This is a genomic window from Aquisalimonas lutea, assembly GCF_030409225.1.
GTDB lineage: Bacteria > Pseudomonadota > Gammaproteobacteria > Nitrococcales > Aquisalimonadaceae > Aquisalimonas > Aquisalimonas lutea.
Genome location: NZ_JAUFPK010000004.1, coordinates 56963 through 78791, shown reverse-complemented (window position 1 = coordinate 78791; position 21829 = coordinate 56963). Strand labels below are relative to the sequence as shown.

The window sequence follows — 21829 nt, the reverse complement described above, 5'->3', positions numbered from 1 at the left end:
GATCCGGATCTGATATTAGTTTCACGTGCAACTAATGTCAATCAACCGCCCGCGTCACTCCGCATCCGGCTGCCGCTCCGGCGCCGCTTCCCGGAACGCATCCAGCTCGTTGCAGCGCCCGTCCAGTGCCACCGCTGCGGGGCACTGCGACAGGTCGCACTGGAAGCGCCGTGCGTTGTAGACCTGGGGCACCAGGCACGCCTCGAGATACCCGGGTCGGTCACCGAGGGAGAAGTCGCCGGGGAGCCGGGCAAGGTGGGATTCCACCACGGCGAGTCCCTGCTCCACCCAGTGCCGGTACCAGCCCAGCTTGGCATCCTCCGAGGCCCCCAGCTCCGTGACCAGGTACTTCAGCACCCGCAGGTTGTTGAGAGGATGGATCTCGCAGGCGATGGTCTGGGCGACGGCGCGTACCCACGCTCGATCGAAGGCGGAGTCCGGCAGCAGGGAAGGCTCCGGGTGCCGTTCCTCCAGGAACTCGAGGATAGCGAGCGACTGCGTCAGGTCCCGGTCGTCCGCCCGGAGCACCGGCACCAGGCCGTGGGGGTTGCGGGCCCGGAACGACGCCTGGTGCTGCTCGCCGCCGTCGCGAACGAGATGAACGACTTCCTGGTCGTACGGAACCCCTTTCAGGTTCAGCGCGATGCGCAGGCGATACGAGGCGCTGGAGCGCCAGTAGCCGAACAGCGTATACATGCTTCCTCCCTTCCGGCCCGCGTCAGCGGGCATCGTCGTCCCCGGTATCGGCGGCGATGCGCAGCGCCTCCTGGAGGACCTCCTGGTCGCCGATGTGGTTGGCAAGAATCAGGATCAGCCGTGCATTGATCCGCTGGCTGGTCTTTTCGTCGCGGTCGCGGTGAATCCCGGCCAGCGCGGCGTAGAACCCGTCCGGGTCGGTGAAGTTCGACTCCAGCTCAAGCTCCGACATGGTGGACCTCCTCCGCGGTTGTCGTGGCGCGCCCCAGTGCCCGCTCGACGGCCGGGAGCACCTCGACCGCGCGGAGCGTGCGCCAGCGTCCGGCAACGTGCTGATCCGGGCGGAACAGGTACGCGGTGCCCGGCTGCAGGTCGTGACGGGCGCTCAGATACCCCTGCTCGTCCTCGACCACGACGCCGCGCGGGATGTCCGCGAGCGCGGCCGGCACCGGGCCGACGATACGCAGCCCCAACTCCGGCACCTGCTCCACGAGTGCCTCCAGCTCACCGGCCAGCCGTTCCGCTTCCGTGGTCGACACCCGCCCGTCGACAAGTACGTGGAACGTGTCGCCCAGCAGGTGGAGCCACCAGGTGGCGGCGCCATCGGCTTTCACGGGCGCGTCCTGCGGCGGCGAGCCGGGCCTGAGCAGGGGCTGGAAGCCGTCCCGATCCTCCGTGTTCAGGGGCGAGCCGTCATATACGCACGGCCGCGACAGGCGACCGCTGTTCACCAGCGAGCGGGCGAAGGGATAGTGCTCGGACAGCTCCAGCGCGGCATCCCGGAACGCGCGGATGGTCGGGGTCCGGGGCGTAATGAAGTCCGTCGCCCGGGTGGAGTGACCGACGTTCTCGGCCGCCCCGCGCTGGCGCTCGACGTCATAGCTCTCCAGCAGCGCCGGCGGCGCGGCACCGTCGATCACCCGCGCCAGCTTCCAGCACAGGTTCTCGACGCCCTGGAGCCCGCCGTTCGCGCCCCGCGCCCCGAAGGGGGAGACCTGGCAGGCGGCGTCGCCCATGAACAGCACGCGATTGTGGATGAAGCGGTCCATCTTGCGGCAGCGGAAGGTGTAGACGCTCGACCACTCCAGCTCGAAGTCCACGTCGTCGCCGAGCATGGCCTGGACCCGGGGCCGGACGTTCTCTTCCTTCTTCTCCTCGTCCGGATCCGCGTCGGCACCCAGCTGGAAGTCGAGCCGCCAGACGTCGTCGGGCTGCTTGTGGAGCAGCACCGACTGGTTGGGGTGGAACGGCGGGTCGAACCAGAACCAGCGCTCCGTGGGAAAATCCGCCTTCATGATGATATCGGCGATGAGAAAGCGGTCGTGGAATACCTGGCCGGCGCACTCCAGGCCGAGCATCTCGCGGATGCCGCTGCTGGCGCCGTCGGCCGCCAGGAGATAGTCGCACCGCAGGCGATACGACCCGTCCGGCGTGGCGACGGTGAGCTCCGTGCCCTCGGGCTGGCTGTCCACCGCCGTTACCTCGTTCTTCCAGCGCAGGTCCACGAACGCGGAGAGCTCGCGCGCCCGATTCACGAGATATTCCTCGCAGTAGTACTGCTGCAGGTTGATGAACGCCGGCATGCGGTGGCCCTCTTCCGGCAGGAGGTTGAACTCGTAGACCTGGCGCTCGCGGAAGAAGACCTTGCCCAGCTGCCATGTCACGCCCTTGTCCAGCATGGACTGGCCGCACCCCAGGCGATCCATGTACTCCAGGGTGCGCTTGGCAAAGCAGATGGCGCGCGAGCCGACGCTGACGGTGTTGTTGTCATCCAGCACCACCGTGGGCACGCCCTGGCGCGCGAGGTCGATGGCGGCCGCCAGCCCGGTGGGCCCGCCGCCGGCGATGACCACCGGATGATGGCCGAAGCCGCTGTCCAGCTCCGGTGGCGGGGCGTAGGGATAGACGGGATTCTGATACGTCTTGGGCATAAGCTCTCCTCCTCGCCGCACCGGCATGACGGAACCCGGTACGGCGGCTTACGTCTGCGGCGCTTCGCCCCATTGCCGCGGGCACGACCTGCACGTCGTGCTTGATCATCCGGAGCGCGCCCTATATTGTTTCGTCCGCAACTAAATAACAGGAAACCACACACGCCGGTAGCGAGCAACCTCGGGTGCATTCGCGCCGGAGGCGCCTGTCTCGCCGGTGCCGTTGCGCACTGCAGGACCTGTGGGGCCTGTTTGAATTTCCCGGCAACGTCGATAAAGTTGCATGGAAAAGTAAACACGAGCGGGCGAGCGAGCCCGCCTAACCGGAGGAGAACGACCCATGCGTTCAATGACCGCAGCACTGGTAGTGAGCACCGCAATGCTGGCCGCCACGACCGGGACCTCAGTCGCCCAGACCACGATCACCGTCAGCACCTGGGGCTCGCCGAACCACGGCATCAACACCATCGTGTGGCCCACCTGGAACGAATGGATCGAAGAAGCAACGGATGGCCGGGTCACCCTGGACGTGGTCTACGACCTGGGTCCGCCCCAGTCGCAGATGGATCTGGTCGCCGACGGCGTTGCGGACGCCAGCTGGATCTTCCACGGGCACATGCCCGGCCGGTTCCAGCTGACGAAGCTGCCGGAATTCCCGGTCTTCGAGGCCTTCTCCTCCGAGACGGCATCGGCCGCCTACTGGCGGGTCCACGAGGAGTACCTGGCGCAGGCCAACGAGCACCGCGGCCTCGAGGTGCTCGGTGTCGGCGTCCACGGCCCGGGGCAGCTGTTCACCAAGGAGCGGATCACCTCGCTGGACCAGCTGGAAGGGCTGGGCACCCGCGTCGGCGGCGGGGTCATGAGCGACGTGGCGACGGCCCTGGACATCAAGGGTGTGGCCATTCCTCCTACCGAGACCTACGAGGCCCTGGCCCAGGGCGTTGTCGATGCGGCGTTCTTCACCCCGGAGGCACTGCGCTCGTTCCGGGTGGGTGAGGTGACGGACCACACGGTGTACGTGCCGGGCGGATTCTACCGCGGCAGTTTCGCCATCATCGTCAACCCGAACACCTGGTCGGAGATCTCGGCCGAGGATCGCGAGGCCATCAGGGAGGTCTCCGGGGAACGGCTGTCGCGCCTGTTCGGCTACATGATGGATTACTCCGACAAGCGCGGCTACGAGTTCAGCGAGGAGCTGGGCCGCACCCGGCACGAGCTCGATGACGCCCAGATCGCGGAGCTGCAGGAGCGTGTCGAGCACCTGCCGGAGGAATGGAAGCAGAACGTCAGCAATGAATTCGGCATCGACGGCGAGGCGGCACTGGACGCCTTCTACGAGCACCTGGACGAGCTGGCCGACACGCCCTCCATTGAGCCCGAGACCGTACGGCAGACAGAGAACTAGCCGGAGGCCCGATGGCAGATCGGACCGCACCTGTGGCAAAGGTCGGCAACGCCCTCGAGATGATCCTCGAGGGCCTTGCCGGCATCGCCCTGCTGCTGATGATGCTCATTACGGCAGTGGATGTTATCGGACGGTACTTCTTCGGCCTGTCCCTGACCGGCTCCGTCGAGCTGACCCAGATCATGCTGGCCACCGTCGTCTTCCTGGCCTTCCCGCTGGTGTGCTGGCGCGAGGAGCACGTGTCCATCGACCTGCTGGACACCGTTTTCCCGCGCGGCCTGGTATGGCTCCGGCAATGCGCCATCAACCTGCTGTGCACCGCCGCCCTGTGGATCATGACACCCACGATCTGGGGGCTCGCCGAGCGCGCCTTCCAGTGGGGTGACACCACGGAGTACCTGCGCATCCCCACGGGCTATCTCATCGGGGTCATCGCCGTCATGACCGGCGTTGCCGCACTGCTCACCCTGGTGCGCGCCCTTCTCTATCTGCTCGAGGGCATGGGCCTGATTCGAGCCGGCGGCCCCCTGTCGGAGGCCCAGGTCCACGACCCGGAGGATTTCCAGGCCAATGTTTGAAGCGCTGATTGGCTTCGCCGTCCTTCTCGTCCTTCTCTTCCTCCGCGTGCCGCTGCCGTTCGCCATGGGGACGGTAGGGTTCTTCGGCTATTACTACCTCCTGGGAGGGAACTGGGGCGCCGCCGAGTCCATGGCGGCCCGGCGCATCGTGGATACCGCCCAGAGCTACACGCTGTCGGTCATTCCCCTGTTCATCCTTATGGGCAACCTGGTGGCGCGGGCCGGCCTGTCGGACCGGCTCTTCCGCGCCTCCCACGCGTTCCTGGGGCATCGCCAGGGCGGCCAGTCCATGGCCACCATCCTGGCCTCGGGCGGCTTCAGCGCCATCTGCGGCTCCAGCCTGGCCACGGCCGCGACCATGGCCAAGGTCGCCATGCCGCAAATGCGCAAGTACGGCTATGCCGATTCCCTGGCATCCGCATCCATCGCCGCCGGGGCGACCCTCGGCATCCTCATCCCGCCGAGCGTGATGCTGGTGCTGTACGGGATCATCACCGAGACCAGCATCCGCTCGCTGTTCGCCGCCGGCTTCGTTCCCGGCTTCATCGGCATCGTGCTGTATATCGGCGCCGTGCAGTGGGTGATGTACACCAACCCCGGCGCCGGGCCGTCGGCCGAGAGGACCTCCTGGGCCGGCCGGCTCCGTGCGCTGAGCGCCGTGGGCGACACGGTGGCGCTGTTCGTCCTGGTGATCGGCGGCATCTATATCGGCGTTTTCACGCCCACGGAAGCAGCGGGGATCGGGGCGACGGGCGCATTCATCATTGCCCTCGCGCGCCGCGCCCTCACGGTACGCGTGCTGTATGACGTGCTGGTCGACACCGTGCGCATGACGGCCATGCTGTTCGCCATCGTCCTGAGCGCGCTGATCTTCGCCAACTTCATCAACCGGGCGGGACTGCCCGACGAGCTGCTGGCGTTCATCAACAACCTGGACGTCGCGCCGTGGCTGGTCGTGCTCGCCATCATCGGCATCTACATCGCACTGGGATGCGTGCTCGAGAGCATGTCCATGCTCATGCTCACCGTGCCGGTGTTCTTCCCGGTGGTCGCCGGCATGGGGCTGGACCTGGTCTGGTTCGGCATTCTCGTGGTGATCGTCATCGAGATCAGCCTGATCACGCCGCCGGTGGGCATGAACGTCTTCGTCCTCAGGGCCGTTCTGCCGGACGTGAGCACCGCCACCATATTCCGGGGCGTCACCCCCTTCTGGGTCGCGGGCATCATTCGCGTGCTGATCGTGCTTGCACTGCCGGGCGTGGCGCTGTTCCTGCCGAACCTTCTTTATTGACGCCAGCTTCCTCGGGGCCCACCGTCAATGGCCGCGGAGGACAGCACGCCAGCCCCGATGCACGCGCCTGGTCACTGCATCCCCAGGCGGTGCGCGATCGTGCGGGCCGTTGTCTTGACCGCCCCGATGGCCACCTCGGTATCCAGGTCGTTCATGGCCACGACACCGACGCACGCCTCCAACCCGCCCGTGCGCTGCCCATCCGCGAGCGGACTCGCAACACCGACCGCTCCTTCCTGCAGCTGGCCCCGGGTCAGGCTGTAGCCATCCGCGCGCGCCTGGCGAACCGCCTCGGGTTCGTCGGCCTGCGGCGGACGCCCGGCCAGGATCGCGATTCCCGCCGCACCCAGTGACAGCGGGTGGCGGCTGCCAACCCGGTACCCGACCCGCAGCAGGCCGATTTCCGGTTCAGCGACATGCACGACGACGCACTCGCTGCCCTGGGCAACGGAGATGAACGCGGTTGCCCGGGATGTATCGGCCAGCGACTGCAGCAGCGGCATCGCCACCTCGCGCAACTGCGGCTCGAAGCCCGCGGCCAGCCGGGCGATGCCGGCCCCGAGACGAATCGTTCCTTCCCCGGTGCGGCTCACCAGCCCGTGCGCCTGCAGTGTGGCCACGATCCGGTAGGCGATCGCCCGGTGGACATCGAGCTCCTCGGCAAGATCCGCAACCGACACGCCTCCGGACCGCCGCCCGATCATCTCCAGGGCCTGAAGCCCGCGGTCCAGAGTCTGGAGCGTTGTCGCCATGGTACTTCCCCCTTCCCGCAGCGCGTCACCGATGCACGGTTTGACGGCAGCGCTGCGCTGGCCTATCTTTCGGTCACTATACTAATAATAATACATAATGTGCGATATTAGTAACAAATAACGAGGAGAACACGAATGAGAAAGTGGATAACCAGTGTTGCGTTCGCCCTGGCGGGCACTGCCATGCTCGGCAGCCAGGCACACGCAGAAGCACGGACGACGCTGACGGTCAGCTCCTGGAGCTCACCGCAGCACGGTGTCAACACCATCGTATGGCCCACCTACAGGAAATGGATCGAGGAAGCGACGGATGGCCGCGTGACCCTGGAAGTGGTTTACGACCTGGCAGCCCCGCCTGCCCAGATGGACGCCGTATACGACGGTATCGCCGACATCACCTGGATCTTCCACGGGCTGACTCCGGGCCGATTCACCATGACCAAGCTCCCGGAATTCCCGTACTTTGAATCCGTCCCCTCGGAAGTCGCCGCCGCCGCATACTGGCGAACCCACCAGGAACACCTGGACCAGGTCGGTGAGCACCGGGGCCTGAAGCTCCTCGGGCTGGGCATGCATGGTCCCGGCCTGATCTACACCCGCGAGCCGGCCGATTCGCTGGACGACCTGCAGGACATGCGCATTCGCGTAGGCGGCGGCGTCATGGGTGACATCATCGACGGGCTCGGCATCAGGGGGGTCAACCTGCCTCCGACCGAGGTGTACGAGGCGGCCTCGCAGGGTGTCATCGACGGCATCCTGCTCAACCCGGAGGCCCTGCGCAGCTTCCGTGTCGCGGAGGTCGCGCCCCATGTCCTCCGGGTCCCGGGCGGCATGTACCGGGGCAGCTTCTCCCTGATCATGAATCGCAGCACCTGGGAGTCACTGAGCCCGGAAGACCAGGAAGCGATCGAGTCGGTCTCCGGCGAGCGCCTGTCGCGATTGTTCGGGTACATGATGGATATCGAGGACGAGCGCGGCTACGAGTTCGGCGAAGAGCACGATGTGACCATCACCGAGGCTCCTGAGGAATTCGTTCAGGCCGTACGGGATGTCTCCGCGGACCTCGAGGCGGAATGGCAGGAACAGGCTGAGGCCGAAGGGGTGGACGGCGAAGCCGCCATGGCGATGTACGAGCGGCTGATCAACCGCCTGGAGACGGATTCCGGCATCCACGAGGCGACGATCACGCCGTGACCTTGCCCGGGCTGGCGTGCAGGACCGCCCGCCAGCCCGGATGTATGCACAAGTAATGCAGAACGTGCGTTATTGGTAACCGCTGCGAGGGGAGCATGACAATGGAAGGCAAGCTGCAAGGCGCCCACTGCCCGTTCGAAGGCGCAGTGTCTCCGACAGGCTGCCCGGTATCCGCCGAGGCCGCGTCTTTCGACCCGTTCGAGGCCCCCTACCAGGTGGACCCCGCCGAAGCCCTGCGTTGGTCCCGCAACGAGGAGCCGGTTTTCTACAGCCCCAAGCTGGGATACTGGGTGGTCAGCCGCTACGACGACGTCAAGCACGTCTTCCGGGACAACAAGGTCTTCTCGCCCTCCATCGCCCTGGAGAAGATCACGCCGGTCTCCCAGGAGGCGGAAGACACGCTCAAGCGCTACAACTTCGCCCTCAACCGCACACTGGTGAATGAGGACGAACCGGTCCACATGGAGCGCCGCCGGGCACTCATGGAATCCTTCGAGCCCGAGGAGCTGGCCAAGCACGAACCCATGGTGCGGCGACTGACCCGGCAATACGTCAACCGGTTCATTGACCAGGGCGAGGTGGATCTCGTCGATGAAATGCTCTGGGAGATCCCGTTGACCGTGGCCCTGCACTTTCTGGGTGTGCCCGAGGACGACATGGACACCCTGCGCGAGTATTCCATCGCCCATACGGTGAACACCTGGGGCCGGCCTTCGCCCGAGGAGCAGGTAGCGGTCGCCGAGGCGGTCGGCAAGTTCTGGCAGTACGCCGGGAAGGTCCTGGAGAAGATGCGCGAGGACCCCTCCGGCCACGGCTGGATGCGCTACGCTATTCGCCGGCAGAAGGAGCTTCCGGACGTGGTCACGGACTCCTACCTGCACTCGATGATGATGGCCGGCATCGTCGCCGCCCACGAGACCACGGCGCACGCGATCGCCAACGCGCTGCGTCTTCTCCTGGATAACCGGGAGACCTGGGAAGAGGTCTGCGAGGAGCCGTCCCTGATCCCCAACGCCGTGGAGGAATGCCTGCGCTATTCCGGCTCCGTGGTCGCTTGGCGCCGCATCGCCATGCAGGACACCACCGTGGGCGGCGTCGACATCCCCGAGGGCGCGAAGCTGCTCATCGTAAGCGCGTCCGCGAACCACGACGAGCGGCACTTCGAGAACCCGGACGAGCTTGATATCTACCGCGACAACACCGCCGACCACCTGACGTTCGGCTACGGCAGCCACCAGTGCCTGGGCAAGAACCTGGCCCGAATGGAAATGCGCATCTTCCTGGAGGAGTTCACCAAGCGGCTGCCGCACATGGAGCTGGTGCCCGACCAGACCTTCACCTTCGTGCCCAACACCTCCTTCCGGGGCCCTGAGCACCTGTGGGTACGGTGGGATCCTGCCCGCAATCCGGAGCGAAGCGATCCGGGTATCCTCGACACGGAGATGCCCATGCCCATCGGCGCGCCATCCAAGCAGGACATCGCCCGCCAGGTCCGCGTCAGCGGCGCGGAACGCGCGGCCGACGATGTTCTGCGCCTGACACTGACCGATCCGCGGGGTCGGCGCCTTCCCGGATGGACTCCCGGTGCACACGTCGATCTGCTGGTCGGTGACTACATCCGCAAGTACTCCCTGTGCGGCGATCCAGCCGATCCCTATTCCCTGCAGGTGGCCGTTCTGCGGGAGCCGGAGGGGCGCGGCGGCTCGACGTATATCCACGACACCATCGACAAGGGCATGACCGTGCGCCTGCGTGGGCCCCGGAACCATTTCCGGCTGAACGAGGACGCGGCCGGCTACGTCCTGATCGCCGGCGGTATCGGCATCACACCCATCATCGCCATGGCGGACCGTTTGCGGGCATTGGGCAAACCCTACCGCATTCACTACGCCGGGCGCTCAAAGGAAACCATGGCCTTTCTGGAACGACTGCAACGGGACCACGGCGACCGGCTCACGACCTACCTGAAGGCCGACGGCCAGCGCATGGACCTGGCCAGCGTCCTGGCGGACTGCGGAGCCAACGAGCAAGTCTACGCCTGCGGTCCGGAGCGGCTGCTCGACGAGCTGGAGACGGTCACCGCCGACTGGCCGGAGGGCATCCTCCACGTCGAGCACTTCAGCTCGGCAAGCACCCACCTCGATCCATCGCAGGAAATCGGCTTCGACGTGGAATTGACCGACTCCGATCTGACGGTCCACGTCCCCCCGGACCAGACGCTGCTCCAGGCCCTGCGGGCGTCCAGCGTCGACGTGCCCAGCGACTGCGAGGAGGGCCTGTGCGGCACCTGCGAGGTGAGCGTCCGGGAGGGCGACGTCGATCACCGGGACAAGGTGCTCACGGAAACGGAACGCCGCGAAAGCGGCCGCATGATGAGCTGCTGCTCCCGTGCCCGGCGCGGCCGGCTGGTGCTCGCGCTGTAGTGCACGGCAGCTGATTGACCTGCATCAAGGCACCAGGGCGAGCAGGCATTTAGTTTTGTGTGAAACCGTCTACGGAGGGGGTCTCATGAAACGCCTGTTCGCGTCCCTGCTCGCCCGCCAGGATCATCCCGCCTACCTGCTGGGCAGGATGGCCGAACACCTCGATGTGGATCTGGCCGAGGTGGGCCGGAGCCAGCTCGGCACCCGCCTGGTCCGGATGGCCGGCACCTGCCGCGCCTGCCCGAACCAGCGCCTGTGCCGGCGCTTCCTCGAATGCGGCGACACCGCGCGGGGGCCTGCGGAGTTCTGCCCCAACGCCGCGAACTTCCGCGCATTCCGGCAACGCGGGGGCTCGCCTGCAGCGCGTCCGTCCTGACATGGCGTGCGCGGTCCGCCTTGGGGGTCCGCAGGTTCAGGTGTGAGCCGGCTTTTCCGCCGCACGGCGGGCCGGGCGGACGAGAAAGACATAGCTCGCGAGAGCGCCGAGCCCCGCCACGGCGATGGTCAGGGCCATGGTGCGCGAGGTGCCGTCGTGCAGCTGGCCGACCGCCGCCCCCGTCAGGGCGGCTGCGGTCATCTGGATGAACCCGAACAGCGACGAGGCGGACCCGGCGCACTGCGGAAACGGCGCAATGGCACCGGCCATGGTCTGGGGCATGACCACGCCCACGCCGGCGAGGAAAATCGCGTGCGACGGGATCACCGCCAGTACATGGTAGACGCCGGCGACGGCGAGAACCGCCATGGAGCCGCCGCCCAGCAGGCACAGGCCGACCCCCAGCGGCACCACGCGATGGCTTCCCATGCCGCTGAGACGGCCGCTCAGCAGGGTCCCGCTCAGGAATCCGCCGACCACCACGGCGAAAAGCACGCCGTACATGGTGGGCGAGACCCCCAGGAACTCGATGAGAACGAACGACGAGCCCGAGAGAAAGGCGAACAGCCCGGAGAACGCCGAGGCATTGGTGAGCGTGTAGCCCACGAACGACCGCTGCACGATCAGCATACGGAAGTTGCCGAGGATCACCCCGGGATGGATCGACTGCCGGCGCTCGACGGGCAGAGGCTCCGGCCACAGCCACGCGATCACCACCAGCATGACGGCCGCGTACGCCGTGAGCAGCACGAAGATGGACGGCCAGCCGAACGCCACCAGCAGCCCGCCGCCGATCACCGGTGCCGCCGCCGGTGCCACCGCCATGACGCTCGCCATGTAGGACAGGATGCGGCCGGCGTGCTCGGGCTCGTGGATATCGCGGACCATCGCCCGGCCGAGCACCGGCCCGACAGCCCCACCCAGCGCCTGAAGGAAGCGTCCCGCCAGGAGCACCTCGATCCCGGACGCCATGGCGCAGACCACGCTGGCGATCAGGAACAGCCCGAATCCGCCGAGGAGAACCGGCTTGCGGCCGTAGCTGTCCGACAGCGGGCCGCACACGAGCTGGGTCACCGCGAAGCCCAGCAGGTAGACACTCAGGGTCAGCTGCACCTGTCCGGCCGTGGCATCCAGCGACTCCGCCATGGCGGGCAGGGCCGGCAGGTACATGTCCGTGGCCAGAGGCCCCAGCGCCGTCATGGCCGCGAGAACCAGAACGGCCAACGGGGATGTCAGCTTCAACAAGGTGGACTCCAGCGACGAACCGGCCTTGCAGGCGGGCCGGGGCCGGCTCGCTGTTCATGCGCTCGTTATTCGTTGCCCATGAAACTATCAGGTGGCCACGCAAACGACAAGTGGCGGCTCCCCGGCGCTCCACCTGAACCACGAGCCGTATCGTTCGCCGGACGTGCCGCTGGTCCTTGCCTGTCATGAGGTCTGCGGCGCGGCCCCGGCCACGCCGCAGCGGATTCAGCTCAGGACCACCTGGATGTCGGTATACTCGGCCAGCCCTTCCTCGCCGAACTCGACACCCAGGCCCGACTGCTTGACGCCGCCGAACGGTGCGTTCGGCTGGATGGCGCCGTGCTTGTTGATCCACACCGAGCCGCACTCCAGCCGGAGCGCCATCCGGCGCGCGCTCTCGACGTCCGCGCTCCACAGCGATCCGCCCAGTCCGTTGGGGCTGTCATTCGCCGCGGCAACGGCATCCTCGACCTCGCTGTAGCGGATCACCGGAAGGACGGGGCCGAACTGCTCCTCGTCGACCAGCGGATCGCCGTTGGCGAGCCCGGAGACAATGGTCGGCGGAAAGAACAGCCCGTCACCGGGCGCACCACCGAGAAGCACGCGGCCGCGGGACCCGGCATCCTCCACCAGCCGCTTGACCTTGTCGAACTGCATGCGGTTCTGGATCGGTCCCAGAATGCTGCCCTCGTCCAGGCCTGGGCCCACGGGAACGTTCCGGGCAACCTCCACCAGGGCGTCGCAGACATCGTCGTGGATGCTGTCGTGGACGTACAGCCGCTTCATCGCGGCGCAGGTCTGGCCGTTGTTGATGAAGGCACCCCAGAACAGGTCTTCCGCGATTGCCCCGGGATCGGCATCGGGCAGGACGATGCCCGCATCATTGCCGCCCAGCTCCAGGGTCAGGCGCTTCATGGTCTCGGCGGCGCTGCGCATGACCGCCTTGCCGGTGGCGCACGAACCGGTAAAGACGATCTTGCGGATTCCCGCATGGGCGGACATCGCCGCACCCAGGCTGTCCATGCCGTCGTCCCCGGTCACGATGTTGACGACTCCGGCCGGCAGGACCTCGTTCATGAGCTCCACGAGCCGCGTGGTCGCCAGCGGGGTGTACGGGGACGGCTTGATCACCACGGTGTTGCCGGTGCGCAGCGCCGGCAGCATGTGCCAGACCGCGATCAGCACCGGGAAATTCCAGGGCGTGATGGAACCGACCACGCCGAGCGGTCGGCGATACAGCTCGACACGCCCGTCGTCGTCGTCCTGCAGCACCCGCGGCGGCAACGCCAGGCCCGCCGTATGCTCGGCCCAGGCGGCTGCCGCCCCGATTTCCCAGCGCGAGCCGGGACCGTTGAGCGGCTTGCCCTGCTCCAGCGTGACGAGCCGGGCGAGCTCCTCGGTGTTGTCGTTGATCTGCCCGGCGACCGCCGTACACGCCGCCCGGAGTTCTTCATCGGGTTTCCGCGACCAGCCCGGGAAGGCATCGCGCGCCGCAGCCACGGCCCGGTCGAGCTCCGCACGGCCGGCATTGGATGCATAGCCGGCGATGCTGCCGTCGCCCGGATTGATCACGGCGAACCGGTCCGCCGTCCGCATTGCTTCGCCATTGATGGTAAGCGCTTCATCTCGCATTGTTGACTCCGCTCCTCGTCGGTAGCCGCGATGGCTAGAAAGACAGCACGCCGATCACCTGCGCGTAGTGGTTGGTCCGGTCGCTTGCCAGCGTCTGCTCGCCGCCGTCGCCCGGCACGAACACGGAGTACACGGGAGACACGAACAGGTTCTCGGTAACCGGGACTTCCACGAAGAGATCGAGCTCGCGGCCGAAATCGCTGCTCACCCCCGACGCCGGCTCGCGGGTGGTGAAATCGAAGAACAGCACCCCCGCGCGAATGGTCTCCGTGGGATGCACATGCAGCCCCACGTGGTGCACGTCCGCGTTGGTGTTGAACGGCCCCGTGTAGTTGCCGGCCACCTCGCCCTGGTACCAGGTGCCGTAGCCGCGGGTGAAACCGTAGAAAAGCGGGTCGAATGCCTCCATGTCGCCGGAGCCCGCCTCGTCGCCGGAGAACGAGCTGAAACGGTAGGTGAGCTGCGGCGCCAGCGGCAGCCCGACGAACTGGTAGCCGGCCTCGACGTACCATGCCCGGGCGTCGACATCGCGGTCGTCGCCGGGCACGTCCGGACTTCCCTGCTGAAGGGTCGCCTCGAAGGCGAACGAGGCGTTGTCGACGCCGAGGGAGCCTCGCCCGCGGACCCCGTAGCTGGCCAGATCGTCGCGATAGGCAAAGGCGCCGCCCAGGCGATCCGAATCGACGTCGAGGACCTCCAGGTAATAGGCGCCGAAGGTGCCCAGCCGCGATTGCATCCATTCCAGGGACAGGCCGGCAAGCTCCGTGTCGCCCTGGGCCGGGTTGTCGGATCCCAGGTAGAACGCATCCCCCCGCAGCGGGCCGGGGACATCGACGCCGGCGGTCGCCGTCCGGCGAAACGCCCGACGCGGCGCCAGCCAGTAGGCCCCGCCGCGGTCCAGATCGTCACCGAGGCCCTCGCCGAAGCTCAGCGCATCACCGCCGATCAGCCAGCCGTCCCCCAGGGTGAAGGAGCGGCTGCCGATGGCCAGATCGACAGCGTCCTCGATGCCCCACAGGCGATTCCCGGAGCGCCAGCCGAGATACAGGTCCTCGAGCTCGACACGGCTCTCGTCGCCGGTGGTGAATCCGGCGGCGTCACCGTCGCCGCCGGTCGCCGAGGCGACGCCGCTGACGGCGCCATAGACGGTGCCGCCGTCCGTCAGATCCCGGCTGCCGGACACGCCCAGCTTGGCGTAGCTCTCCGTCCAGGTGACGTCGTCGCGCCCCGCCCCCGAATAGTCCTCCGAACTGGAGAACACCCCGGCGCCGGCCTCCAGGTCCAGCAAAAGGCGTTCGCCGTTGTCGTCGCTGAGCTCGTAGGCGCACACCGGCGCCGCCAGCAGGCAGGCCGCCAGGCCGGCGCCCAGTCGATGGGCCGTCGTGCATTGCTTGCGGATATCCATTGTTCTCCTCGCCTTCATGGTTGTTGTCGACGAACACGCTGCCGCTGCGCACCGGGTGCTGTTGCCGTTTCCCGGGCACGAGCCGCCCCGGGGCAGCACCAGGGCTGCCCGTCGGGGGGTGTGGCAGAGGCTGGCCCGGACCTAGTCGCGGAAGTCGCGGCGCAGGTCGAGACTGGGATTGCGGTCGAAGAAGTTCATGGGCCGGAGACTGAAGCTCTGCCAGTGCATGGGCATGATGGGCCAGTCTTCCGTTCGGGTGACGTGGCGCATGCCCATGGTGTACCAGAGCACCACGTCGCGGTTGCGGATGCTGCGCTCATCCTCCGTCCAGGCCGGTAGGCCGTCACCGCCCGGGTGCTGATTGGGATAGTTGCCGGCGGCGTACCGCTCGTCGTCGTCGAAGGGCGTGACCCAGATGTGGTGGTCGGTGAAGCCGGCCCGCATCTGGGGCGGATCATCGTCCAGCAGCAGCTTGCTCACGTTCTTGCGGGGCAACAGCATGTACCCCGGATTGTGGCCCAGGGCCGTTTCCTCGTTCTCGTTCACCATGAGATACATGGCGGGGTTGCGGTAGCTCAGCTGGTAACGGGCCTCCGTATCGGTTTCCGGAATTTCCTGCACCGGATGCCACACGCTGCGGCGTACACGATCATCCGGCAACTCGCGCACCTCGTACGGCATGCGGATGAAGGTGTTGGCGCCGCCGTCCACCTCGGTGTCCAGCCGGAAGCTGTAGAAATGATCGTGGTAGGGAGCCCCGAGATTCGGCGCCACCAGCGTGCCGTAGCGGGTGTCCTCGGCGGCGGAGGCATCATCCATGTGCTCGGTGTCCAGGCCCTTGGTGATCACGATGCCGGCGGCGCCCACGTCCATGCGGATTTCCCCGGACTGGGTGAAGACCCAGTCGAAGAAGTAATCGTAGTTGCCGATGGCCGTGGCCATGCGCACCACGAGCTCCACGCCGGGACGGCTCTCCAGGGTCTCGTTGACCCATTCCGCGTGCCGCCACTCCGGCGAGCCGGTGTTGCGCTCGAACACGCACATCACGTTCTCCAGGGTGATCGGGGAGCCGTCCTCCATCATCACCGTGGCGTCCAGGTAGCTGGCGCCGGCGGGGCAGTCGCGGCCGCGGTCCAGGGGCGACGCCAGGAGGCCGGCGCCGTACTCCCCGGCATCCACGTACGTCCGGTAGGCCCAGGCGTCGTCGGGGTCCACGTAGGGCACGAAGATCTCGGACAGATGCCCCTCGTAGAGAATCGGCCGTCGCTCGTCACCGTCCTTGTAGGAAACCCGGGAGATGATGGTGCCGACGCGCTGATCCAGCCGGTAGTGGAAACGCCAGTTCTGCCACTCGATGAAATGGCCTTCGATCTCGTAGTTGGCGCCGTCGGGATAGTGCTGCACGACCGGCCGCAGAGGATCCCGCAGGCCATGCTCCTCCGCCACCGACTCCTCGTCGTAGTTGTGATCGTCCGTGGACATGGCGACGGGGCCGGAATCCTCCACCGAGATGACTTCCTCATTGTTGAGATCCACCGTGGCGTACAGCCCCTCGATGGGGTGGCCGTAGAGGTTGCTCACGGACTGCGAGGTGTCGAAGCAGGGAACCTTGAGCAGCCGCAGGCCCTCCTCTTCCGGATCCCCGAAATTGCCCGCGGAAAGCGGCGTACAGAAGATGTCCTCGGTGCTCTCCAGGCCGCGCTTCTCCAGGGCGGCCTGGAAATCCGGGTGATTGATCACCAGCTCCTGCGCCATCATCCACTCGCCGAGCATGATGCTGGGCTCGACATCGGGCTTGTGACTCCATTCGTCAACGGCCTCGTCCTGCAGGTCGACCACGGCCTCGTAGACAGCCCCCTCCTCCATGACCACGACGAACGCGGAGCGACGCAGCGCATCCCCCTCGGAGAAGCCGCGCACGTAATCCTTGTCGGGGTTGTCCAGATTGATGAAGGGAAACTGCGCCGCTTCCGGATCGATCCTCCCGGAATCACGAATCACCGACACCGCGGACTCCATCTCCTCCGGGGTCAGCGGGTCCAGCGGGTGCTGCGGATTCGCGTGCGCTTCCAGTGCCAGGCAGCCCAACAGGCCGATCGCCGTGGCGGCCACCCGGATGCTCCCGTGGCCGCCGCGTGCACTCTGCGTAGAAATGCGATTCATGCTGTCTCCTCCTCGCCGTTTTATCGTTGTTCATCGGGGCTGTCGCCGCAGCCTCATGTGCATCTCTGTCTGTTGTAGGCCATTTTTGCGCCGCGGCCTATTGCCGCAACGGGCTAGCCGGACGCGAGGCCGGCGGCACGACACCACCATCGGGCTAGCCCGATGGTGGTGTATGGACCACCGGGCCGGGCCGCCTTATAGTCGCCGGACGGGGCCAACCAGGAGAACGACATGAGAGCCTCCGCAGCGCCCTTGGTCGCGCCCGGCGCCGGGCAGGCCGTACACCAGGCGGTCTCGGAGGCCGGATCGCCCCGGCAGGCCGCTGCCGAGCTGCGTCGGCAGCTGGCCGGGTCCTCCGCAGCCGCGCTGGTGGTGTTCTGCTCCAGCGAGTATGCGGGTCCGGAATTCGGACGTGCCCTGCGGCGCTGTTTCCCCGATATTCCGTTGCTGGGGTGCACCGGCTCGGCACTGCTGACACCCCGGGGCTATATCGGCCACGGCGTGATGGCACTGGCCCTGGACGCCCGCTGGTTCCGCGTGCGCACGCAGCTCATATGCCGCGCATCGACGTCCAGCCTTTCCGCGATCCAGGAGCAGGTCGCGCCGTTGCTGGAGATCGGAGCGCATGCCCGGGGCCGCTTCGGCCTTCTCTTCGTGGACGGCCTCTGCCTCGCCGAGGAGCGTCTGGCCAGCGCGCTGGGGGCGGCCCTGGGCGCGATCCCCATGATCGGTGGTTCGGCGGGCGATGACTTCGAGTTCCGCGATGGCCATGTCCTCAACGCAACCCGGTGGCACCGGGATGCGGCGGTGGTCGCGGTGGTGGAATGCGACCTGCCGTTCCAGACCTTCAGCAACCATCACTTTCTCCCCGGCGAGGACCGGTTACTGGTCACCGACGCCGACCCCGACCACCGCACCGTGACCGAGCTCAACGGCGAGCCCGCAGCCGCGGCCTATGCCCGCGCCCTCGGCCTGCGCCAGGAGCAGCTCGATCTCGATGTTTTCGCCCACAACCCCCTGGTGGTCCGCATCGGCCAGAGCATCTACGTGCGCTCCATCCAGCAGGTATGCGGCACGCCGTCAGGCGCTCTGCGGCTCACCTCGGCGATCGATACCGGTGTCGTGTTGCGGCTGGGCAAGCGCGACGACCTGCTGCGCATGCTGGAGCAGGAGCTCGCCCGGGTAGAGGCCGAGCTGGGCCCGCTCGACGTGGTCATCGGCTGCGACTGCGCCCTGCGCTTCGAGGAGCTGCTGATGGACGACCGGCTGCCGGCGGCCAGGGACCTGATCCGGCGCTTTCGTATCGGCGGCCTGAGCACGCTGGGAGAGCAATTGCACATGATGCACCTGAACCAGACGTTCACCGGCATCGCCATCGGCCGTCCCGACCGCGCCACGCCATGACCAGGCACACCTCGAATCCGCCGCCGTACATGCCCGATCCGCAGGAAGAGAACCGTCGCCTGCGGCGCGTCGTGGAGACGCTGATGGATCGCGCCGAGGCCATCCAGGGCCAGGGCGTCGTCTCCGCCTACGACCTGTTCCGCCAGGCAGCCAGCCTGGAGGAGACCGTGCGCGCACGCACCGCCGAGCTGGAAACCACCAACCAGCAGCTCTCGGAGGAGGTCACCCGCCGGCGGGATGCCGAGCAGGCCATGCTGCAGGCCAAGGCCGAGGCCGAGCAGGCCAACGAGAACAAGACCCGCTTCCTGACTGCGGTCAGCCATGATCTGCAGCAACCGCTGACGGCCGCCCGGCTGCTGCTGCACACCCTGGTCGAGAACTCCACGGACGACGAGGCCCAGGATCTGGCGGCGGGTGCCGACGCCACGCTGAAGACCATGGAAGACCTGCTGCTGAGCCTGGTCGACATCTCGCGGCTGGAAACCGGGGCGTTCCACTGCCAGCCCGCGCCGTTTCCCCTGCAGCCGATGCTGGAGCGACTGGCCACCGAGTATCACGTGCGCGCCGAGGTCGAGGGGCTGTCGTTCCGGCACATGCCGTGCAGCGCCGTCGTGCACGCCGACCCGGTCCTCGTCGACCGCGTGCTTCACAACCTCCTCAGCAACGCCCTGCGGTACACGGAAAGCGGACGCATCGTCCTCGGCTGCCGGCGCCGGCCCTCGGGTGTGGATGTGCTGGTACTGGATACCGGGGTCGGCGTTCCGGCGGATCAGCGCGAGCGGATCTTCCGCGAGTTCAGTCAGCTGGACGCCCGGCCGGGAGGACGGGAGAAAGGCCTGGGTCTCGGGCTTGCCATCGTCGAGCGGATTGCGGCGCTGATGGCAACGCCGCTCATCTTCCACTCCCGCCCCGGTCACGGCTCCACCTTCGGCATCCACCTGCCCTACGGCCGGGCCGAGCCGGAACAGCCGGCCCCCGCCGGGCCGGGCCGATCCACGCCGGGCCGTCTCAGCGGGCGGCACCTGGCGGTGGTGGACAACGACCCGGCGGTTCTCACCGCCCTGGAGAACCTGCTGCGCAGCTGGGGCAGCAGCGTGACCCCTTGCCTCGACAGGGAAGAGCTTCTAGGCGCGATGGAACAGCCACCCGTGCCGGAGCTCGTTCTGCTCGACTACCATCTCGATGACGGCGTGCTCGCGGACGCCGTGCTCGATACCCTGGAATCCGGGCGAAGCGTCCCCGTCATCATCATGACCAGTCATCCCGAGCCGGGCATGCGACAGAGAATGGCCGAACGCGGCGCCAGGGTTCTGGCCAAGCCGCTGGATCCGGACAAGCTGCGCGATGCCCTCGCGGCGGCACTGCCGCGGACCTGAGCCCGCGTCGCGACACCGACCACCGATCGCCGCGTCGCCCGGGCCCGGTTACCGGCGTCCCGCCGCCGCAACAACGGCCTCGACCCGGGTGCTCACGCCGAGCTTGCGCAGGATGGCACTGACATGGGCTTTCACCGTCCACTCGCTGACCCCGAGCTCACGGGCAATATGCTTGTTGGACAGGCCCTGCCCCATGAGATCCAGAACCGTGCGCTGGCGCCCCGTGAGCGTCACGTTGCCGGCTCCCGCCGAGGCTCTCGGTGCCGCGGCAAGATGCCCGGACGGTACTTCCCCGGTTTGCAACGCGAGATTGGGCGGCAGATAGACGCCGCCGGAGAGGACCAGCTGCAACGCCGCCAGCATCACCGCCCGGGATTCCGACTTGGGCACGAAGCCGGCCGCGCCCAGCCGAATCACCTCGCGGACGGTGTCCAGGTCTTCGACATGGGAGATGACCACCACCGGGGGGCCCGGACAGCGGGCGCGCAGGTCTTCCAGAACGGTGGCGTCGTCACTGCCCGGTAGGCAGAGGTCCAGGAGAATCAGGTCCGGGGTCGCCGACGCCAGCTGCGGCAACGCCGTCGCCAGCGATTCCGCTTCCATGAAGTGCAGCTCGCCGAACAGCTCGTGGGCGATATGCCGCAACGCGTCCCGCATGATGGGGTGATCATCGATGACAAGAACGGTTCCGACACTCACACCTTGGGGCCTCCGACCGGCCATGACCTTTCAACACTACAGCCGGAACACCGCCACCGAAACCCGGTGGTGCCCGGAAGCGCCGGGCGGGACGCCCCCGTCCGGCGACGGCCACCCGGGCCGGGCGCTATCCCTTGACCAGGGCCATTCGCCGGAACAGCCCGGCATTGGGACAGAAATCCCGGTAACCCAATTCCCGTCTGTGTCCATCCAGCCAGCGCCGGCACGTATCCGCGGCATCGCAGCGAAAACAGCGGCGAAAGGCGGCCTCCAGCTCGCGGTCGGGCAGCTCCTCGTGCGGCGTCACCGCACCGGATGCCACTGCCTCGAGCATGCGCTCCATCAGCATTGCGCGCTGGTCGCCGCGATTGAGCTCACCGCCGTGCGTTCGCCCCATGATGCCGACCTCCGTTGCGCCTCGGCGCCTGTCGTCCAGCGCGCCGGTCAGATCCCGAGATAGGCCCGCTGCACGTTCTCGTCATCGAGCAGGGTGCGGCCCGCGCCTTCCATCACCACCCGCCCCGTCTCCAGGACGTAGCCGTAGTCCGCCATTCCGAGCGCGAGGGATGCGTTCTGCTCCACCAGGAAAATCGTCATGCCCTGCTCCTGCAGCATCCGGATCTTGGCGAAGATCTCCTCGACCAGCAGCGGTGCCAGCCCCATGCTCGGCTCGTCCAGCAGCAGGAGACGCGGCCGCGCCATGAGCGCGCGCCCGATGACCAGCATCTGCTGCTGCCCGCCCGACAGCGTGCCCGCGGGCAGCTTGCGCTTCTCCTTGAGAACAGGGAACATGTCGTAGATCCCGCCGAGCTCGTCGGCGAGGGGCTCCCTGCGCGAGCGCGTGTAGGCGCCCAGCATCAGGTTGTCCTCGACGGACATGGGCGCGAACACCTGGCGCCCCTCGGGAACCTGGGCGATCCCCGCCCGTACCCGCCGCGCCGGCGGCCGACGCGTAATGTCCTCGTTGCAGTAGTGAATGGACCCCGTCCGCGGGCTCTCCAGCCCCGAGACCGTCCGCAGCAGCGTCGTCTTGCCCGCACCATTGGCGCCCACCAGCGCCACCAGGTGCCCCTGTGGCACCTGCAGGCTGATGTCGTTCAATGCCTGCACCGGGCCGTAGAAGGTACTGACGCCCGCGAGCTCCAGCACCGACGGCGCGGCGACCGCGGCGGCCCCCGCCCCGCCCCCGCCGGGAGCGTCCCGGGAATCCGCGACGGCGTTGGCACGCATCATCGTCATGGCAAGTCCCTGTTCGTTGG

At 67.4% G+C, this 21829-nt stretch carries 19 protein-coding genes; 8 read left to right on the top strand and 11 right to left on the bottom strand.

From position 1 onward, the window contains the following. Positions 1-54 precede the first annotated feature (54 nt). Genes maiA through QWY84_RS11460 form a run of 3 tightly spaced genes read right to left on the bottom strand, consistent with a single transcriptional unit; the run spans position 55 to position 2627 of the window. Positions 55-696 carry a maleylacetoacetate isomerase gene (maiA, locus tag QWY84_RS11470; RefSeq protein WP_290202838.1) on the bottom strand — a complete coding sequence of 214 codons (642 nt, stop codon included), beginning with the start codon at positions 694-696 and terminating at the stop codon, positions 55-57. A 22-nt stretch (positions 697-718) separates the two neighbouring features. Beyond that, positions 719-928, bottom strand: coding sequence for a DUF2783 domain-containing protein (locus QWY84_RS11465; RefSeq protein ID WP_290202837.1), 210 nt, complete (start codon positions 926-928; stop codon positions 719-721). Continuing rightward, on the bottom strand, positions 915-2627 hold the full coding sequence (locus QWY84_RS11460; protein ID WP_290202836.1) for an FAD-dependent oxidoreductase: 1713 nt from the start codon (positions 2625-2627) through the stop codon (positions 915-917). The genes QWY84_RS11465 and QWY84_RS11460 overlap by 14 nt, the downstream gene beginning before the upstream one ends. Before the next feature lie 340 nt (positions 2628-2967). Here QWY84_RS11460 and QWY84_RS11455 point away from each other — a divergent pair, with 340 nt between their 5' ends. From QWY84_RS11455 to QWY84_RS11445, 3 genes are read left to right on the top strand one after another with little or no spacing between them, the layout of a single operon-like run. Then, the gene (locus QWY84_RS11455) at positions 2968-4032 is read left to right on the top strand and encodes a TRAP transporter substrate-binding protein (protein ID WP_290202835.1); all 1065 of its coding nucleotides are present in this window, start codon (positions 2968-2970) and stop codon (positions 4030-4032) included. Positions 4033-4043: 11 nt separating this feature from the next. Then, entirely contained in the window at positions 4044-4610 is a 567-nt protein-coding gene (locus QWY84_RS11450) for a TRAP transporter small permease (protein ID WP_290202834.1), read from the top strand. Further along, the gene (locus QWY84_RS11445; protein ID WP_290202832.1) at positions 4603-5901 is read left to right on the top strand and encodes a TRAP transporter large permease; all 1299 of its coding nucleotides are present in this window, start codon (positions 4603-4605) and stop codon (positions 5899-5901) included. The genes QWY84_RS11450 and QWY84_RS11445 overlap by 8 nt, the downstream gene beginning before the upstream one ends. A gap of 71 nt (positions 5902-5972) precedes the next feature. On the opposite strand, the gene QWY84_RS11440 is transcribed toward QWY84_RS11445, so the two are convergent. Then, on the bottom strand, positions 5973-6653 hold the full coding sequence (locus QWY84_RS11440; protein WP_290202830.1) for an IclR family transcriptional regulator: 681 nt from the start codon (positions 6651-6653) through the stop codon (positions 5973-5975). 135 nt (positions 6654-6788) lie between these two features. Between QWY84_RS11440 and QWY84_RS11435 the strand changes: the two genes are divergently transcribed. From QWY84_RS11435 to QWY84_RS11425, 3 genes are all read left to right on the top strand, one after another. Then, positions 6789-7847: a TRAP transporter substrate-binding protein gene (locus QWY84_RS11435; RefSeq protein WP_290202828.1), complete on the top strand. Its 1059-nt coding sequence runs from the start codon at positions 6789-6791 to the stop codon at positions 7845-7847. A gap of 101 nt (positions 7848-7948) precedes the next feature. Next, complete coding sequence (locus tag QWY84_RS11430) at positions 7949-10270, top strand: cytochrome P450/oxidoreductase (protein ID WP_290202827.1); 2322 nt, start codon at positions 7949-7951, stop codon at positions 10268-10270. Positions 10271-10355: 85 nt separating this feature from the next. Then, positions 10356-10646, top strand: coding sequence for a DUF6455 family protein (locus QWY84_RS11425; RefSeq protein WP_290202826.1), 291 nt, complete (start codon positions 10356-10358; stop codon positions 10644-10646). A 36-nt stretch (positions 10647-10682) separates the two neighbouring features. On the opposite strand, the gene QWY84_RS11420 is transcribed toward QWY84_RS11425, so the two are convergent. The 4 genes from QWY84_RS11420 to QWY84_RS11405 all read right to left on the bottom strand — a co-directional run bounded on the left by QWY84_RS11420 (position 10683) and on the right by QWY84_RS11405 (position 17091). After that, positions 10683-11888, bottom strand: coding sequence for a multidrug effflux MFS transporter (locus tag QWY84_RS11420; RefSeq protein ID WP_290202825.1), 1206 nt, complete (start codon positions 11886-11888; stop codon positions 10683-10685). Between the two features lie 228 nt (positions 11889-12116). After that, the gene (locus tag QWY84_RS11415; protein WP_290202824.1) at positions 12117-13523 is read right to left on the bottom strand and encodes an aldehyde dehydrogenase family protein; all 1407 of its coding nucleotides are present in this window, start codon (positions 13521-13523) and stop codon (positions 12117-12119) included. A gap of 34 nt (positions 13524-13557) precedes the next feature. Further along, on the bottom strand, positions 13558-14928 hold the full coding sequence (locus QWY84_RS11410; protein ID WP_290202823.1) for an alginate export family protein: 1371 nt from the start codon (positions 14926-14928) through the stop codon (positions 13558-13560). 141 nt (positions 14929-15069) lie between these two features. Further along, positions 15070-17091, bottom strand: coding sequence for a copper amine oxidase (locus QWY84_RS11405; RefSeq protein ID WP_290202822.1), 2022 nt, complete (start codon positions 17089-17091; stop codon positions 15070-15072). A 231-nt stretch (positions 17092-17322) separates the two neighbouring features. On the opposite strand from QWY84_RS11405, the gene QWY84_RS11400 reads away from it, so the two are divergent. Together QWY84_RS11400 and QWY84_RS11395 are read left to right on the top strand one after the other, a co-directional pair. After that, positions 17323-18495 carry an FIST N-terminal domain-containing protein gene (locus QWY84_RS11400; RefSeq protein ID WP_290202821.1) on the top strand — a complete coding sequence of 391 codons (1173 nt, stop codon included), beginning with the start codon at positions 17323-17325 and terminating at the stop codon, positions 18493-18495. Then, positions 18492-19871 carry an ATP-binding response regulator gene (locus QWY84_RS11395; protein ID WP_290202819.1) on the top strand — a complete coding sequence of 460 codons (1380 nt, stop codon included), beginning with the start codon at positions 18492-18494 and terminating at the stop codon, positions 19869-19871. Before QWY84_RS11400 ends, QWY84_RS11395 begins: the two co-directional genes overlap by 4 nt. A gap of 48 nt (positions 19872-19919) precedes the next feature. On the opposite strand, the gene QWY84_RS11390 is transcribed toward QWY84_RS11395, so the two are convergent. The 3 genes from QWY84_RS11390 to QWY84_RS11380 form a co-directional block, all read right to left on the bottom strand. Further along, entirely contained in the window at positions 19920-20570 is a 651-nt protein-coding gene (locus QWY84_RS11390; protein ID WP_290202817.1) for a response regulator, read from the bottom strand. A 127-nt stretch (positions 20571-20697) separates the two neighbouring features. Further along, positions 20698-20967 (bottom strand): DUF6455 family protein, encoded by a 270-nt coding sequence (locus QWY84_RS11385; protein ID WP_290202814.1) that lies wholly within the window; start codon positions 20965-20967, stop codon positions 20698-20700. Between the two features lie 47 nt (positions 20968-21014). Continuing rightward, positions 21015-21809 (bottom strand): ABC transporter ATP-binding protein, encoded by a 795-nt coding sequence (locus QWY84_RS11380; RefSeq protein WP_290202812.1) that lies wholly within the window; start codon positions 21807-21809, stop codon positions 21015-21017. Between the last annotated feature and the right edge of the window lie 20 nt (positions 21810-21829).